Source organism: Candidatus Poriferisocius sp. (assembly GCF_965214065.1).
Lineage (GTDB): Bacteria > Actinomycetota > Acidimicrobiia > Acidimicrobiales > Bin134 > Poriferisocius.
Genome location: NZ_CBDCAT010000027.1, coordinates 147962 through 163355 on the forward strand (window position 1 = coordinate 147962; position 15394 = coordinate 163355).

The 15394-nt window shown below is 63.8% G+C and carries 16 protein-coding genes and 1 pseudogene; 11 read left to right on the plus strand and 6 right to left on the minus strand.

The genetic code is table 11. The features are described 5' to 3' along the window. The first annotated feature begins 13 nt into the window (after positions 1–13). The 7 genes from ACOOGG_RS06965 (at position 14) to ACOOGG_RS06995 (ending at position 8245) form a co-directional block, all read left to right on the plus strand. Complete coding sequence (locus ACOOGG_RS06965; protein ID WP_420433663.1) at positions 14–1420, plus strand: OB-fold domain-containing protein; 1407 nt, start codon at positions 14–16, stop codon at positions 1418–1420. A gap of 9 nt (positions 1421–1429) precedes the next feature. Then, a complete protein-coding gene (locus tag ACOOGG_RS06970) occupies positions 1430–2608 on the plus strand; it encodes a lipid-transfer protein (RefSeq protein ID WP_420433665.1) in 1179 nt (392 codons plus the stop codon). 142 nt (positions 2609–2750) lie between these two features. Further along, the gene (locus tag ACOOGG_RS06975) at positions 2751–3080 is read left to right on the plus strand and encodes an STAS domain-containing protein (protein ID WP_419927546.1); all 330 of its coding nucleotides are present in this window, start codon (positions 2751–2753) and stop codon (positions 3078–3080) included. Positions 3081–3084: 4 nt separating this feature from the next. After that, a complete protein-coding gene (locus ACOOGG_RS06980; protein ID WP_420433667.1) occupies positions 3085–4236 on the plus strand; it encodes a PP2C family protein-serine/threonine phosphatase in 1152 nt (383 codons plus the stop codon). Positions 4237–4293: 57 nt separating this feature from the next. Then, positions 4294–4725, plus strand: a complete 432-nt coding sequence (locus ACOOGG_RS06985) for an ATP-binding protein (RefSeq protein ID WP_420433669.1) — start codon at positions 4294–4296, stop codon at positions 4723–4725. 68 nt (positions 4726–4793) lie between these two features. Next, positions 4794–6014 (plus strand): ABC transporter substrate-binding protein, encoded by a 1221-nt coding sequence (locus ACOOGG_RS06990; RefSeq protein WP_420433671.1) that lies wholly within the window; start codon positions 4794–4796, stop codon positions 6012–6014. After that, a complete protein-coding gene (locus ACOOGG_RS06995) occupies positions 6011–8245 on the plus strand; it encodes a sensor histidine kinase (protein ID WP_420433673.1) in 2235 nt (744 codons plus the stop codon). Before ACOOGG_RS06990 ends, ACOOGG_RS06995 begins: the two co-directional genes overlap by 4 nt. Positions 8246–8255: 10 nt before the next feature. Here the strand turns inward: ACOOGG_RS06995 and ACOOGG_RS07000 are convergent, their stop codons facing one another. The 3 genes and pseudogenes from ACOOGG_RS07000 to ACOOGG_RS07010 all read right to left on the minus strand — a co-directional run bounded on the left by ACOOGG_RS07000 (position 8256) and on the right by ACOOGG_RS07010 (position 9304). Beyond that, the gene (locus ACOOGG_RS07000; RefSeq protein WP_420435198.1) at positions 8256–8627 is read right to left on the minus strand and encodes a hypothetical protein; all 372 of its coding nucleotides are present in this window, start codon (positions 8625–8627) and stop codon (positions 8256–8258) included. A gap of 84 nt (positions 8628–8711) precedes the next feature. Further along, positions 8712–8810, minus strand: a pseudogene (locus tag ACOOGG_RS07005) (DUF2510 domain-containing protein); the annotation flags it as partial. Further along, the gene (locus tag ACOOGG_RS07010) at positions 8807–9304 is read right to left on the minus strand and encodes a nuclear transport factor 2 family protein (protein WP_420433675.1); all 498 of its coding nucleotides are present in this window, start codon (positions 9302–9304) and stop codon (positions 8807–8809) included. The gene ACOOGG_RS07010 and the pseudogene ACOOGG_RS07005, both read right to left, overlap by 4 nt. Before the next feature lie 52 nt (positions 9305–9356). On the opposite strand from ACOOGG_RS07010, the gene selD reads away from it, so the two are divergent. Beyond that, positions 9357–10418, plus strand: a complete 1062-nt coding sequence (gene selD / locus ACOOGG_RS07015; protein ID WP_420433677.1) for a selenide, water dikinase SelD — start codon at positions 9357–9359, stop codon at positions 10416–10418. 10 nt (positions 10419–10428) lie between these two features. Here the strand turns inward: selD and ACOOGG_RS07020 are convergent, their stop codons facing one another. Then, positions 10429–11091, minus strand: a complete 663-nt coding sequence (locus ACOOGG_RS07020; RefSeq protein WP_420433679.1) for a histidine phosphatase family protein — start codon at positions 11089–11091, stop codon at positions 10429–10431. A 104-nt stretch (positions 11092–11195) separates the two neighbouring features. Here ACOOGG_RS07020 and ACOOGG_RS07025 point away from each other — a divergent pair, with 104 nt between their 5' ends. The 3 genes from ACOOGG_RS07025 (at position 11196) to ACOOGG_RS07035 (ending at position 13974) form a co-directional block, all read left to right on the plus strand. Further along, complete coding sequence (locus tag ACOOGG_RS07025; protein WP_420433681.1) at positions 11196–11822, plus strand: glycerol-3-phosphate acyltransferase; 627 nt, start codon at positions 11196–11198, stop codon at positions 11820–11822. Positions 11823–11898: 76 nt separating this feature from the next. Then, positions 11899–13149 (plus strand): MFS transporter, encoded by a 1251-nt coding sequence (locus tag ACOOGG_RS07030; protein ID WP_420433683.1) that lies wholly within the window; start codon positions 11899–11901, stop codon positions 13147–13149. Continuing rightward, entirely contained in the window at positions 13150–13974 is an 825-nt protein-coding gene (locus ACOOGG_RS07035; RefSeq protein ID WP_420433685.1) for a DegV family protein, read from the plus strand. It abuts the gene before it with no gap. On the opposite strand, the gene ACOOGG_RS07040 is transcribed toward ACOOGG_RS07035, so the two are convergent. Together ACOOGG_RS07040 and map are read right to left on the minus strand one after the other, a co-directional pair. Beyond that, entirely contained in the window at positions 13971–14399 is a 429-nt protein-coding gene (locus ACOOGG_RS07040; protein WP_420433687.1) for a nuclear transport factor 2 family protein, read from the minus strand. The genes ACOOGG_RS07035 and ACOOGG_RS07040 overlap by 4 nt on opposite strands. A gap of 47 nt (positions 14400–14446) precedes the next feature. Beyond that, positions 14447–15388, minus strand: a complete 942-nt coding sequence (gene map / locus ACOOGG_RS07045) for a type I methionyl aminopeptidase (protein WP_420433689.1) — start codon at positions 15386–15388, stop codon at positions 14447–14449. Positions 15389–15394 lie beyond the last annotated feature (6 nt).

Here is a 15394-nt window from a genome sequence, read left to right on the forward strand (position 1 = left end):
AAGGGGAGAGAACATGAGCGACGAGATGACCGACGCGCAGAAAGAGGCGTTCATGGCCAAGCTGCGCCGAGAGGTTGGGAGCACCGGCACTCCGACAACTGCTCGCGATCCGGTCAACCAGCCCATGATTCGCCACTGGTGCGATGCCACGGAGGACGCCAACCCCCTCTACACCGACCCCGACACGGCCAGCAGCGGCCCCCACGGGGAAATCACCGCCCCTCCGGCCATGCTCAACGCCTGGACCATGATCGGGTTGGTCCCCCGGGTAAACGACCCCAAAGACCCAGCGTCCGGGGTGTACGCCATGCTGGACGAAGCCGGCTATGTCGGCGTGGTGGCCACGAACTCCGAGCACGTCTACCACCGCTACCTCAAGCTCGGCGACCATCTCACCGGCGTGGTCAAGCTGGTGGACGTCTCCGAAGAGAAGCAGACCGCTCTGGGCATCGGACACTTCGTAACCACCGAGACCGAGTACCACAACCAGCACGGCGACCACGTCGGTTCCATGTTCTTCCGCATCCTCAAGTTCCGACCCGGCACCGGACGTACCGCCAGCCCCAGCGACGGCGACATCGCATCCGAGCGCCCGCCCCGCCCCCGGCCCAGCCGCAACCAGGACACCGACTTCTTCTGGCAGGGCAGCCGGGCCGGCGAACTCCGCATCCAGCAGTGCCTCAATTGCGGGCGACTCCAACATCCACCCGGCAACCGCTGCCCCGCTTGCGGGTCCACCGAAATGGGCTACACAGTTGCCTCAGGCAAGGGCACGCTCTATTCCTTCGTGGTGTCCCACCACCCCCGGGTCCCCTCCTTCGACTACCCGCTGAACATCGGGCTGGTGGAGTTGGAAGAAGGCGTCCGCTTAGTCTCCAACATCACCGACTGCGACCCCGGTCAGCTCAAGGTGGGCATGCCGCTGGAGGCTTGGCACATGCAGACCCATGAGGATGTGAGCCTGCCGGTATTCAGACCCGCCCGGGTGCCTCGCAACCCAACCACGCTCACCTTCGACGAGGTGAGCGTGGGCGATGAGCTGCCCCTTTGCCCGATTCCGCTTACCCCCACGCTGATCGTGTCCACCGCCATCGCGTCGCGCGACTACCAAGATGTGCACCACGACCGGGACATGGCCCTAAAGAAGGGGTCTGAGGACATCTTCATGAACATCTTGACCTCTAGCGGCCTCTCCGCTCGCTACATCAGCGACTGGGCCGGCCCCGACGCCGTGTTCAAGAACCTGAAGATCCGCCTCGGGGCCCCCAACTACCCCTACGACTGCATGACTATGTCGGGATCGGTAACCGCCAAGCGGGAAACCGATGGCACCGACATCGTCGAAGTTTCGTTCCGAGGACAGAACAGTCGCGGCCCCCATGTGACCGGAACCATCGACCTGGCCCTGCCCCGCCACTAGGAGATCACCATGACCCTCAAATACGCCTACCACTCCGCCATCGCTGGGATCGGTGCCACCCCGTTCACCAAGGACTCGGGCCGCACTCCTATGGACCAGGCGGTGGAAGCCTGTCTGGCCGCCTGTGAGGACGCCGGCCTTCCGCCTGAGAAGGTCAACGGCATGGTGACCTACTCGGCCGAGCAGAACCCCGAGATCGAGGTGGCCAGAAACCTGGGCATCGAAGAGCTGACCCACTTCTCCATGGTCCATCACGGCGGGGGCGCGGCGTGTGGCGTGGTCGCGGTGGCATGCCAAGCCGTGTACTCCGGCGCCGCCGACTACGTGCTGTGTTACCGGGCCTTCAACGAGCGCTCCTGGCACCGCTTCGGGGCTGGGGTGCAGGACCGGCCCGCCGGCGCCGAAGCGGTCGAGGTCAGCTTCTCGTGGAGCTCGCCGTTCGGGTTAGTCACGCCGGCCTCATGGGTGGCCATGTTCGCCACCCGCTATATGCACGAGTACGGCGCCACCACCGAGGACTTCGGCCGGGTGTCGGTGGTCGACCGGGCCTTCGCGGCCACCAACCCCTACGCCCACTTCTTCCAGCGGCCCATCACCCTGGAAGACCACCAGAACAGCCGCTGGATCGTCGAGCCGCTGCGGCTGCTGGACTGCTGCCAGGAGACTGACGGCGCTCAGGCTCTGCTGGTGACCACCGCCGAGCGGGCCAAAGACCTCAAGCAGACACCGGCGGTCATCGCCTCGGCCGCTCAAGGGGTAGCCGAAGACCAGCACATGATGAGGAGCTATTACCGGGACAACATCACCGGCATCCCCGAGATGGGACTGTGCGCCCGCCAGCTCTACCAGTCGAGCGGCCTGTCGGCCGACGACATCCAAACCGCCATCATCTACGACCATTTCACCCCGCTGGTGCTCCCCCAGCTAGAGGAGTTCGGGTTCTGCGACCGAGGCGAGGCCAAGGAATTCATCCGCGACGGCCACCTCGAAAGAGATGGCCGCCTGCCCATCAACACCAACGGGGGACAACTCGGGGAGGCCTATATCCACGGCCTCAACGGCATCGCCGAAGGCGTGCGCCAGATCCGGGGCACATCGATGAACCAAATCGACAACGTGGAGAATGTTCTGGCCACTGCCGGCACCGCCGTTCCCACCAGCGCGCTCATCCTCTCCCAGCCCAGCTGACCTCTATCTCTGGCAATTTCTCAGTTACGCGGGCCCATCTGGCTTCAAATTGGCGCTTCTCTGTCCTTGGGTCCATTGGCTTGTGTATCATTCCGGCTGACAAAATGATCCAGGACAGGACCCAACAAGAGAGGCCCACAACATGGAATTCAGTCACGACCGCTCCGGCGACACCCTGGTCGTAAATGCATCTGGCCGGGTCGACGGATCTAACGCCTCCGACTTCCTCGAGTCTCTGCAAGGGATGTTCGATCCCGGCGACCAAAAGATCATCTTGGACCTCGGCGGTCTTGAGTACATCAGTAGCGCCGGGCTGCGCGTGCTGCTCATGGCGGCCCAGAACCTCGATAAGCAGAATAAGTCGTTCAGCATCTGCTCTCTGACCGAAGCAGTAGGCGACGTGTTCCGCATTAGCGGCTTCGATCAGATCATCAACGTATTCCCCTCGGTAGACGACGCCAAACAGGGGTAATCCCTTGACCCAGACCTACAGGATCCTGGTCGTCGACGACGAGCCGGATCTTGAGCCTCTGATCTTGCAGCGGATGCGCCGCCAGATCCGGTCAAACGAATACGAGTTCGTATTCGCCCGTGACGGAGTGGAGGCCCTGGAGAAGCTCAACGCCGACCCCACCATCGACATGGTGCTGTCCGACATCAACATGCCCAAGATGGACGGGCTCACCCTGCTCCAGCAGCTTCCCGGGGTGGATCCCAATCTGCGAGCGGTGATCATCTCCGCCTACGGCGACATGGACAACATCCGCACTGCCATGAACCGGGGGGCGTTCGACTTCATCACCAAGCCCATCGATTTCGACGACCTCAAGATCACCATCACCCGCACGCTGGAGCACTTGGCCGAGTGGCGCGAGGCGCTGTCCTCGCGGGACCAGCTCGTGGCCCTCCAGAACGAGTTGAGCATCGCCAGCCAACTCCAGCAGTCCATCTTGCCCAAGAACCCGCCGGTCACCGAGACGTACGAGGTCTCGGCCAACATGGAGCCGGCCCGCAACGTAGGCGGAGATTTCTACGACTTCTTCAAGCTCGATGAGCAAGTTGCCCTAGTCGTGGCCGACGTATCCGACAAGGGCATTCCCGCATCGATGTTCATGATGTCCAGCCGGACCGCGTTGAAAGGAGCGGCCATCGGCGTCCGGGACCCCCAGATGGTGCTGGAGGAAGTCAACAACCAGCTCCACCAGGACAACCCCACGTTCATGTTCGTCACCCTCATCTACGCCCTGTTCAACCCGGATACCGGCACGCTCACCTATTCCATCGCGGGCCACGACCCCCCGATGCTGGTAAGCGCCGACGGCGCCGTCACCGAACTGCCGCTCACCAAGGGCGTGGCGCTCGGAATCGCCCCCGACATCGTCTACACCCAAGAAACGGTCACCTTGGCACCAGGCGACACCGTCGTTTTGTTCACCGACGGGGTGACCGAGGCCATGAACGCCGAAAACCAGCAGTTTGGGCTGGAGCGGTTGGCGGATGTGTTCGACGGCAACCCGCCCGCCAGCGCTCTGGCCGCCAACGAGACAATATTCGAGCAGGTGCGGGATTTCGCAGGTGATGCCCCCCAATCCGACGACATCACCTGCCTGACCCTTCGACGCCCCTGATGTTCGCACTCCTCGACCGGTCACTGCCTCCCCTGCCCGACACGAGGAACTGGTGAAATGCAAAGATCCCTGCACTTATCTCACCCACCGGAACAGGGTCATCCCTCCGACGCATTGCCCCTGATCGAGGACATCCTCAATGAGATGGCCGAGGAAGGCGACTGGCCGATAACGCTGACCATGAGGGCCAACCTGGTCCTAGAAGAGCTAGTGCTCAACACCCTTACCCATGGCGACACCAGCGGCCTCACCAAGATTGACCTTGAGCTGGAGTCCGCGGAACATGTGCTCACCATCTGCCTCACCGATGACGGGGCACCCTTCAACCCGCTCACCGACGCCCCCGAGCCCGATGTCACCCTTCCCTTGGCCGAGCGGCCCATCGGGGGGTTGGGGGTCTATCTGGTGCGGACCATGGGCGAGGAGCTGGAATACCGCCGGGAAAACAACCGCAACCACCTCAAGCTCGTCGTACACCCCGAGTCGTGAGGCATTCGGCACAAAGAAGCCTGCCTAGAGCGCGGCAAGCTGCCCTGGCAATTGCCGCAGTTGCCCTCGTGCTGTCGGGATGCGGATCCAATTCTCCCGACGACCCCTTACAACCTGAAGCCACTCCCGTAGCGACCTCCAGCGCCCCTGAGACCCTCACCCAAAGCGGTGGGGTTCCGGGGGTCTTCGACGACCGTGTGGTCTTCGGGCAGTCGGCCGCCTTCAGCGGCCCTGCCCAACAGTTGGGCATCAACATGAACTTGGGAATCATGGCGGCCTTCGAAGAGGCCAACCGAAATGGCGGTGTGCACGGACGCACGTTGGAACTCACAACTCGAGACGACGCCTACGAGCCCGAAGCGGCCATCATCAACACCCAAGCACTGATCAACGACGAGCAGGTGTTCTCATTGATCGGCGCGGTGGGCACGCCTACATCCCGCTCGGCCACCCCGGTGGCTGCCGAAGCGGGCATCCCCTATGTCGCTCCGTTCACAGGCGCCGGCTTTCTCCGAGACGACAACTGGGACAACATCATCAATCTGCGGGCCTCCTACGCCCAAGAGACCGAGGAGATGGTCGAGCGGCTGACCACCGATCTGGGCATAACTCGAATCGCGGTGATGTTCCAAGACGACTCCTTCGGCAGGGCCGGGTACAACGGGGCGCTGGCCGCGCTCGAACGCCGGGGGATGAACCTGGTGGCCACCGGCGTCTATCCCCGCAACACCACCGCGGTGAAATCAGGACTGCTCGACCTGAGGCTGGGCAACCCCGAGGCGGTGATCCTTATAGGCGCCTACCAGCCGGTGGCGGCCCTCATCTCCTGGGCCCGCCACATCGGGTTCGACCCCATCTTCATGACCGTCTCGTTTGTGGGCAGCAACGCTCTGGCCGACGAACTCGGCGCCAGGGGCGAGGGCGTTTACGTCACCCAAGTGATTCCCTTCCCCACCGACCTCTCCATCCCCGTTGTTGCCTCCTACACCGATGCCCTGGTGGCCTACGACCCAGAAGCCGACCCGGGATTTGTGTCCTTGGAGGGCTATATCGCCGGCCGATTGGCCATTTCGGGCTTGGAGGGCTGCGGGGAAGATCTCACCCGCGATTGCTTCTTGGAGAACATCTTGGGCGCCGGCCGCTTCGAAATCGATGGATTCGTCCTGGATTTCGGCGACGAAAGCACCCAGACAGTGGACAACCAGGGTTCCGATGCGGTCTTTTTGACCGCGATAGACGCCAACGGCAGGTACCGCTCGGAGACTTCAATGGGAGATGCCAACCCATGACCGAGCCAATCGACCTTGAAACCTCGGCATCGGGGGACTCCAACACCCAGGCTCAGAGGCCCGCGATCCACCGACGGATCTCCAGCCAGCTTTACGCGGGGATTTTCAGTGCAGTCATCTTGACAATTGTGGCCAGCGTTGTGAGCTGGATCTCGTTCACCAATGTGGATCGCAGCCAGAAGCGGGTAAGCGAGGAGAGTGTGCCTGAGCTGGCCCGCGCATTCAGCCTGGCTGAGTTCAGCAATGCGCTGGTGGCCGCCGCCCCCCGGCTGACCACTGCGCCACCCGACCAGTTCATCGAGATCTCTGCCGAAGTGTCCGAAGCTCAGACCCAGTTCCAAGAGCGCTTGAGGCCCCTTTTGCGCGACAACCCCGATGACATCCACGTTCAGGGCATCGCCGAGGCCGCCGATGCCCTGGAGAGCAACATCACCACGATTACATCCGACATCCCCCACTTCTACGGCTTGAACAGGCAGATCGAAGGACTCCAGGTCCAGATTCCCGCGCTGAGAGATGAGGCCCAGGCCATCATCATCCCTGCCATTGACGACCAGCTCTTCTTCCAGGTGACGGGGTTTCGAGACTTCACCACCGAGCCGACGGATGCCATTACCCGAACTTCAGGTGACGAACTCCTCCTCTACCGACACCTGAACGCATTGCAGGCCGATGTCGCCCGGGTATCCGAACTCATGGGCAGCGCCCTCATCGCATCGGAGTCCGAATTCGTCGAACCGCTTATAGAGAGCTTCGAATCAGCCGCCGATCGCATTCAAATCAGCCTGTCGTCCATTGCCGAGTCGGCAATGGTCCCAGGGCTGGAATCATCGATCAACGACCTGTTGGCTCTAGGCAGCGGTGACCAGAGCGCCTTCCAAGTCTCGGCTGACCGGTTGGAGATCATTGAGCGCCAAGACAGCCTTCTGGCCCAAAACCAGGAAGTGGCCGTCGATCTCCTAGCTGAGGTCAACGCCATCGTCCAAACCGCCCAGGCCAGCGCCGACGAGGCCACCGAGAACTCAGCGCAGACCATCAGCACCGCCCGCATCCTGCTGGTGCTGATCAGCACCATCGGCGTCCTCGTCGCCGGACTGATCTCCTGGCTCTTCGTAGGCCGTGTTCTGCTGCGCCGGATCGGACGGCTTTCCGCTCGCATGCGGACGCTGGCCAAAGGCGAATTGGAAGAGGAGGTGGAGGTCAGCGGTCGCGATGAGATAGCCGAGATGGCGTCAGCGCTGGAGATGTTCCGCCGCCAGGCCCTGGAGATCCAGCGGCTGAACCTGGTCGAGGAGCTTGCCCAAGAGCTGAGTGAGCGCAACAACGAGCTGCAAGTGGTGCTGGCCGAGCTGAGCCAAGCCCAGGACCAAATTGTCGCCCGGGAAAAGCTGGCCGCGCTGGGCGAGGTCACCGCCGGCGTTGCCCACGAGATCCGCAACCCGCTCAATTTCATAAACAACTTCTCCGCGGCGTCGGCTGAACTGCTGAAAGAGATGGCCGAGATATATGAGGAGTTCGAAGAAAGCCTCACCGATGAGCAAAAGGACTTGATTGCAGATATCAACCAAGACCTGAACGACAATCTCGAGCGCATCCAGAACCACGGCAAACGGGCCAACCGAATTGTTCAGGACATGCTGCTGATGGGCCGAGGCGGGGGCGAGACGCAATTGACCAACATCAACGATCTAATCCACGAGCACTCGCTGCTGGCGTACCACAGCGCCCGGGCCCAAGACAACGAGTTCCAGGTCGCCCTTGAAGAGGAATTCGACCCCGATATGGGTGAACTTGAAGTGGTCCCTCAAGACATGGGGCGAGTGTTCTTGAACTTTGTGGCCAACGCCGGCTACGCCACTAACAAGAGGCAAAAGGAGCTCATGGAGTCGGGCACACTCGGCGACTACGTGCCCACCGTGGTGTTGAAGACCCGCCGTACCGAAGAAAGCGCCATCCTCAGCGTGCGGGACAATGGAGGCGGCATCCCTCCCGATGTGGCCGCAAAGATCTTCGACCCGTTCTTCACCACCAAGCCCACCAACGAGGGCACCGGCCTGGGCCTGGCGCTCTCCAACGACGTCGTTCGCGAGCACGGCGGCACCATCACCGTGGAAACCGAGCCCGGAGAGTACACCGAGATGGTGGTGGAATTGCCGTTGACCCGCCAGCAGCCCAACACCGTCCTCACCGAAGACACAGGCGACCCAGACGACGAGGGTGACGACGTTTAGCCAGCCATTCTTATCTGGCAGGTCTGAGCAGTACACTGCCAATTGCGGCTGCCGCCCCTCCCGCATAGGCCACAAACAGACCCAGGCCAACCTGGGTCCCGGCCAAATCCAGGTCACCATCCATTGCCAGTCCTTCTGCGATGCAGAAGCCCATTTCTGCCAGTCCCACGATTAAAGTTGCCAGCCACATTCGTTGGCTCTTCCCAGCCAACGCAAACACCTGAAGCGCCCACAGCGTAAAGGCGGCCATCAAGATCAGCAGCCACGAATCAGCCACGCCCCCTGGGCCCACCAGCCACGGTAAGTCGCCGTCCAGAACTCCCTGATCGCCTGCGTCGTCTTCGGCCCAGGGAAGAACCAGTCCGGTGACCAGCAAGGCCACCGCAGCTCCCAAAAAAGCGAGCCCGATTCTTTGCTGGCTCGAAGAGGGTCGGTTGCCGTTCCCGCCCCCGACCGGCCTGGCCAGCTGCTCGACCCACAACCCACCGTCCCAATATCGATACTTACCCTTACCCTGCTCGGCGTACCAGCCCGGTGGCGCCCGGCGAGTTGGCGGGTCGCTCATTCTGGCTCCACATAGTCGGTGTAGCGCACGTCTCCCTTGGAAAGGTCGAAGGTGAGGTGCTCGCGCATATCCCCTATCTGGTCGACAATTACCATCCGTCGGGCGAATCGCCACTGCTCGTCAACCAAGGCGAAGTCGTCTTCGTAACGGCCGGCGACAATGGGCTGCAACGGCAGCGCATCGGTGCCCTGATGAACGGCGAAGTACGAGCGGGCAGTGGCCGTCTGACCGTCTTCGGCGACGTCGACGATCACGTTGCTGGCCACATGCCGGGTGCGCAGGGTGCCATCGCCGTGGACTTTGTTGGTGGCGGCGTAAAAGGCGGCAACATCGTCGCCCGACATGCCGTCGCCAGAGTCGGCTGCGCTGGTGGACGTGAGCTCGCCGTGGGAGAAGAGCTCGCCGAGCTCGTTGAAACGGGCCAAGTCCACGCATTCGGCATAGGTGTACATGAGAGCCTTGATCGACCGCACTGCCTGCTCGTAAGGGGACACGAGAGCAAAGCTAACCCACCGCAACCAGCTACGGCCCGGTAGCGTCGGAACCGTGAACCCGAAAACCGGAAGGCTCACGGCTTACTCCCACGGCGCCGGTTGAGCCGGCAAGCTCGGGCCAGCCGAGCTGGCGCAGGTCGTGCGCTCTCTGCCAACCCCGGTCCACGAGAACCTGATCGTGGGCACCGAGACCGGTGACGACGCTGCGGTGTGGCGTCTTGGGGAAGGCCGCGCCCTGATCTCGACCGCCGACTTCTTCGCTCCAGTGGTCGACGACCCTCACACGTGGGGTCGCATCGCCGCCACCAACGCCGCTTCCGATGTCTACGCCATGGGCGGCACGCCGCGGTTCGGGCTGAATCTGGTGGCCTGGCCCCATGGCGAGCTTCCGTTGGAGGTGCTCTCAGAAGTGCTGGCCGGCGGGGCGGCAGCCGCTGCGGAGGGAGGTTGGGCAGTAGTCGGCGGCCACACGGTGGACGGTCCCGAGCCCATGTACGGCCAGGCCGTCACCGGAGAGGCCGACGAGGAGACCCTGTTGACCAACGCCGGAGCCCAACCCGGGCAGTCGCTGGTACTGACCAAACCGCTGGGCACTGGGCTATTGGCCACCGCGGTCAAGCGATCCAAGCCCGAGGCGATCCAGTCCGGCGGCTGGCTGGCGGAGACTTATACCGAAGCCGTGGCCCAGATGACCCGGCTGAACGACGAGGCCGCTTCGGCTGCCATCGAAGCCAATGCCACCTCGGCCACCGACATCACCGGTTTCGGATTGCTGGGCCACCTCCAGAAGCTGGCCGCCGCCAGCGGCACCGGCGCGGTGATACGGGCAGAAGCCGTGCCCGTGCTTCCCAGCGCCTGGGAGCTGCTGGACAATGGGTTTGCACCGGGCGGAACAACCCGCAACCTCGACCATGTGCGTCCTTTGGTCAGAGGATCTGACGACCAGCGGATCTTGACCATGCTGGCCGACGCCCAGACCTCCGGTGGCCTGTTGTTTTGCTGTTCAGCAGGCGCGGCTGCCGATGCGGTAGCTCGATTGAACGACACTGGTCACACCGCGGCCGTAGTAGGCGAAATTACCGCAACTGATCCCGGCGCGATCGTGGTGAGTTGAGCCGCCTGGTCTATTCGGCAGGCTCGGTGCGGGGTGGCATTCCGTCCAAATGGGCGGCGTCGTTGTATCGCACCAGCCGCCACACTCCGGGCTCATCTGTGGTCACGAACTCGGTGATGGAGGTGTTCAGGGTCCACAGGACGAACTGCGAATTCATCCCCAGGCCCATAAAGAGCCTCATGGCGATGTCGATCACGCCGCCATGGCACACCACCATCATGGTGGTACCCGGATATCCCTCAACCAGTTCATAGAGCGCCTGGCCGGTGCGATAGGAGAAGGCCGCCAAGCTCTCCCCTCCAGGTGCGAGTGGCAAGTGGGGGTGGAAGTCCCCGGTCCACTCGAACAAGGAGCCGAACTCCTGGTAGCCCACACCGTCGGCCTCTCCAGGGCGGCGCTCTACCAGGTCGGGATGGGTATGCACCTTCAATCCGCCCAGCGAAGGAGACAGCAGATCGGCCGTCTCTATTGCCCGGGGCAGCGTGCTCGACCACAGCGCATCCACCTTGGGCTCATAGCTCTGCATGTATCGCTCTCCAAGGGCTTCGGCCTGTCGGCGTCCCAGCGGCGACAAACCCGTGCACGCCAGATCACCGCCGATGACCTGTTTGACCGTTACCTCCGATTCACCGTGGCGAATCAGCAACAAGCGGGTTCGTTCACCGGAGCTCATCTCGGCCCCATCTTGCCACGCCAAACTCTCATACCGGGCCTCGAGAGATTCATCTTCATCAACCTGTGGCAAAGCAGCCCTGGCTTGGGGCAGAATCTCTACCGATGATGTGGGGGACTTTGGTGCTAATAGTGGCTTTTGCGGCCGGTGCGGTCCCGTTCTCCTACATGATCGCCCAGTCGCTGGCCCGAACCGACCTGCGCCAGGTGGGTACAGGAACGGTTTCGGGAACCAGCCTCTATCACGTAACGGGGTTCATCCCCTTGGTAGTGGGCGGCCTGTGCGATGTGGGCAAGGGCGCCCTCGGCCCATTCTTGGCGGGTGACCGCTGGCTGCTCATGGCATTCGCCGGCGCAGTGTCGGTGATCGGCCACAACTGGTCGATGTTCCTCAACGGTGCCGGAGGTCGGGGCCTGTCACCAGCCCTGGGTGCGTTCGCGGTGATTGCCTGGCCGGCAGCGCTCTTCCTGTTGGGGGGATTGGCCCTCGGCCGCATCCTGCGCCACACCGGCTTGGTGGTGTTCATAACCATGCCCGCGCTGCCCCCCTTCCTGCTGCTGGTGGCCGGCGGCCAAGCCGCCATCGCCAGCACAGTGATCATTGTCCCGATACTGATCAAGCGCGTTTTGGGCAATGGGCCGCTGCCGACCCCGAACCGCTTGAAGGCCGCCGCCCACCGACTGGTTTTCGACAACGACAGCTGGGTCTCGGCAACCCCGTCCAACCCTTGAGACTGAGAAGCCCCGGCCAAACCAACAGCCCCGTGAGACTTCCTACTCCGGCCCCAGGTCGGCAACCTAGAGAACGTTGAGCCTTCGCACCCAGGTCGACTTCCGTCGCCTCCTCGTCGGGCAGGGGGCGTCCGCGCTCGGCGACTGGATGGGCACCTTCGCCCTCATGGCGCTGGTAGATCACCTGAGCGACTCGGCCGCCGCGGTGGGCGGCATCTTGGCCTTCCGGCTCATACCCGCGGCGTTGGGGGGCACGCTGGCCGCCAAGCTGGTGAACCGCTGGGATCGCCGCCGAACCATGATCACCATGGACTTGCTGCGGGCCGGGATGATCGCCGTGGTCCCCTTCGTACAGGAGCTGTGGTGGGTGTACTTGTGGGCATTAGCGCTGGAGGCCCCCAGCGTGGTGTTCCTGGCCTCCCGGGACTCCTCCATACCCGAATTGGTCGACGAGTCCGACCTGCCTTTGGCCAATGCCGCCATGATGGGATCGTCCTACGGCAACATCCCGATTGGTGCAGGTCTATTCGCGGCGTTCGCCGCCCTTCCGCTCGACGATGGCTGGCTGGGCTCGCACCCCTACGCCTTGGTGTTCTGGATCGACGCCCTCACCTTCGGTGTTTCCGCCTTCTTCATCGCCCGAGCCCTCGGCCTTCAGGGCCGGGGCACTTCCACCGAGGCAGCCGGGGAGAGTCCAGTGGCGCTGGACAGTGAATTATCGGTTTCCCCCGGCCGCTTGCGCGACGCCTGGTCGGTGCCGCTGGTGCGCCGGATTCTGCCGGCCACCGCCGCCGCCGCCATCGGATTGGGGGCGCTTTTCTCGCTGGGAATCAAGCTGGTGCGAGAGGAGCTGAATGCCTCCGACATCGAATACGGCGTGCTCATCGTGCTGTTCGGCGCCGGAGCGGGCATTGGACTGGCGCTCACCCACAAATCCCGACATGTCGATCTGTTGGTCCTCACCCGGCGCGGTGCACTGGTTATGGGGGCACTCGTGGCGCTGATGAGCCAGAGCCCCACCGTTTGGCTGACCTTCCTCGGGGCGGCCGGTTTCGGGGCCGGCGCCACCGTGGCTCTGACATCGGGGATGAGCGCTCTCCAAGCCCGGATCCCCCAAGAGGAGGAGCGGGTGCTGGCCTTCTCGGCGTTCCACGTGGTGATCCGTATCGGTCTGGGCGCCGCCGCGCTCGGTGCAGGGGCCATCGGCGACGGGCTGAACGGGGCTGGGCTGCCCGGCACCCGTTCGGTGCTGTTGGCCTCGGGTCTGATTGTGCTGGCCTCGGCCGCCACCGTTCGTCCGATTGTCGATGTTGACAAGGTGGCTTGAGTGGCCGTTGGCATTGTCACCGACAGCACCGCCGCCCTACCCGGGGAGGTGCGCTCCCGCTGGAACATTGCCGTGGTCCCGCTGATCATCACCGTGGACGGCCAAACGGTGGACGACGGGGAGCTGGACACCGCCGAGATCTTGGCCGCCAAGAACCAATCGTCTTCCGGCCCATCGCCAGGGGCATTCGCCGAGGCGATTGCCGGACAAAACCAGGGCGACGGCGTGGTGGTTGTGACGGTGACGTCCTCGCTGAGCATCACCCACCAGTCGGCGATACTGGCCTCCAAGGGCGCGGCTTGCCCGGTGTCAGTGGTGGACAGCCGCACTGCGGCCGGGGGGCAGGGGCTGGTAGCGGTAGCCGCCGCCCGAGCGGCGCAGGCCGGGGCAACACTCGACGAAGTGGTCGCCCGAGCCGAGCAGATAGCCGGGCGGGTCAAGCTCGTGGGGGCGCTGGCCAACCTCGACCAGCTGATCCGCAGCGGAAGGGTGCCGGGCCTAGCTGGCCGGGCCGGAAACCTGCTCGGTCTGCGTCCCATGTTCGACATTCATGACATGGTGATCCGCCGACTTCGGCCCGCACTCAGCGACGACGCCGCCCTTCAGCGTCTCCTAGGCATCTGGCGGCGCACAAAACCGACTGGCGGCGACGGCCAGCTCCATCTGGTGTGCATCCATGCCGGCGTTCCCGAGCGGGCCGCCGAGCTTATGGACGCAGTCACTTCCGAGGTCGTGCCGGCCGACGCGTTCATCTGCGAGTTCGGGCAGGCCATGATGATCAATTCCGGGACCGGAGTCCGCGGCCTGGCCTGGTACTGGGACTAGAGCCCGGGAACAGTTTCGGGGGCGGGTGCCCATTCGCCCAAGTCGGGCACCAACTGGCGGGACACGTAGCGCCACTTTCCGTCCTCTTTGCGCAGTTGGTCGCGGTACACGCCGGTGATGGCCAGCTCACGAGGCTGACCGGGAGGTGCGGTGTGGTACACCTCCAGGTACACCGACGCAATCGCTTCGTTGCCGTCCCCGTCGATGGACAGATTGCTGATCACATGGCGGGTGGCCGGGTTTATGGCCGCGCCGAACGCGGCCAGATCCTCGTGGCCCTTGACCCCTTCGGGCATGCCGAACTCCAGCGTGCCGTCAGGCACGAAAAGCTGGGCCCAAGCCTCAGCTGAGCCGCTGTCGATCAGGTGGTTGTAGTCGGCGGCCAGCTTCTGGATGGCCAGGATGTCTTCAACGGGAAGTGCCATGGCCCCATCATGGCAAGTTTGCCCGTCCTCAGCTAATGCCGAGTCGGTCAGTCCCCGGAAAAGACCTCGGCAGCACCTTCTCCCGCGGGAGTGCGGGTGAGGATCTCCGCACCGTAGTCGAGGCACAACAGGGTGTGCTCGAACTGAGCGCTGCGGCGCTGGTCGGCGGTCACCGCCGTCCACTGGTCGTCCCACATGTACAGGTCGGGGGAACCCAGTGTGAGCATGGGCTCGATGGTGAAGGTCATGCCGGTGGCCAGGGGCGTGTTGTGGTTGCGCTCGTAGTAATGGGGGATCTGGAGCCCGGAGTGGAACTCGGTGCCAACGCCGTGGCCGATGAACTCCCGCACCACTCCCAGCCGATGAGTGCGGGCGTGGGATTCAATGGCCCGGCCGATGGCGTTCACCGGCGCGCCGTCCTTGACTGCGGCGATGCCCAGGTACATGGCGGTACGGGTTTCCCGCACCAACAGGCGGGAGTGCTCGTCCACCTCTCCCACTTCGAAGGTGGTCGATGTGTCGCCGTGAACGCCGTCTAGGAATACGGTCACGTCGATGTTCACGATGTCGCCGTCGGCCAGCGCCCGGCTGTCGGGGATGCCGTGGCAGATGACCTCGTTTATCGACGTGCACACCGACTTGGGATAGCCCCGATAGTTGAGCGGGCTGGGATAGGCCCCCCGGCGCACGATCTCCTCGTGGACTTCGGCATCGATACTGTCGGTGGTGACCCCAGGGGCCACCAGTTTCCCGGCGAACAGCAGTACCTCGGCAGCCATCTGCCCCGCCCGGCGCATGGCTTGTATTTCCGCCGCGCTCCGCACCGACGACGCCGCCGACGGCCCCGGCTCCCCCGTCCGAGCATACGGAGGCCGCTCGATATGACCAGGCACTCGCCTCCGGGGACCGACCAGCCCCGGCCGCACCGGCGGATCCGAAACCGGCACCCGCTCCAACGTCGCGCCCCGCGACCGCTTGCGCTTGGCCATCGCCCG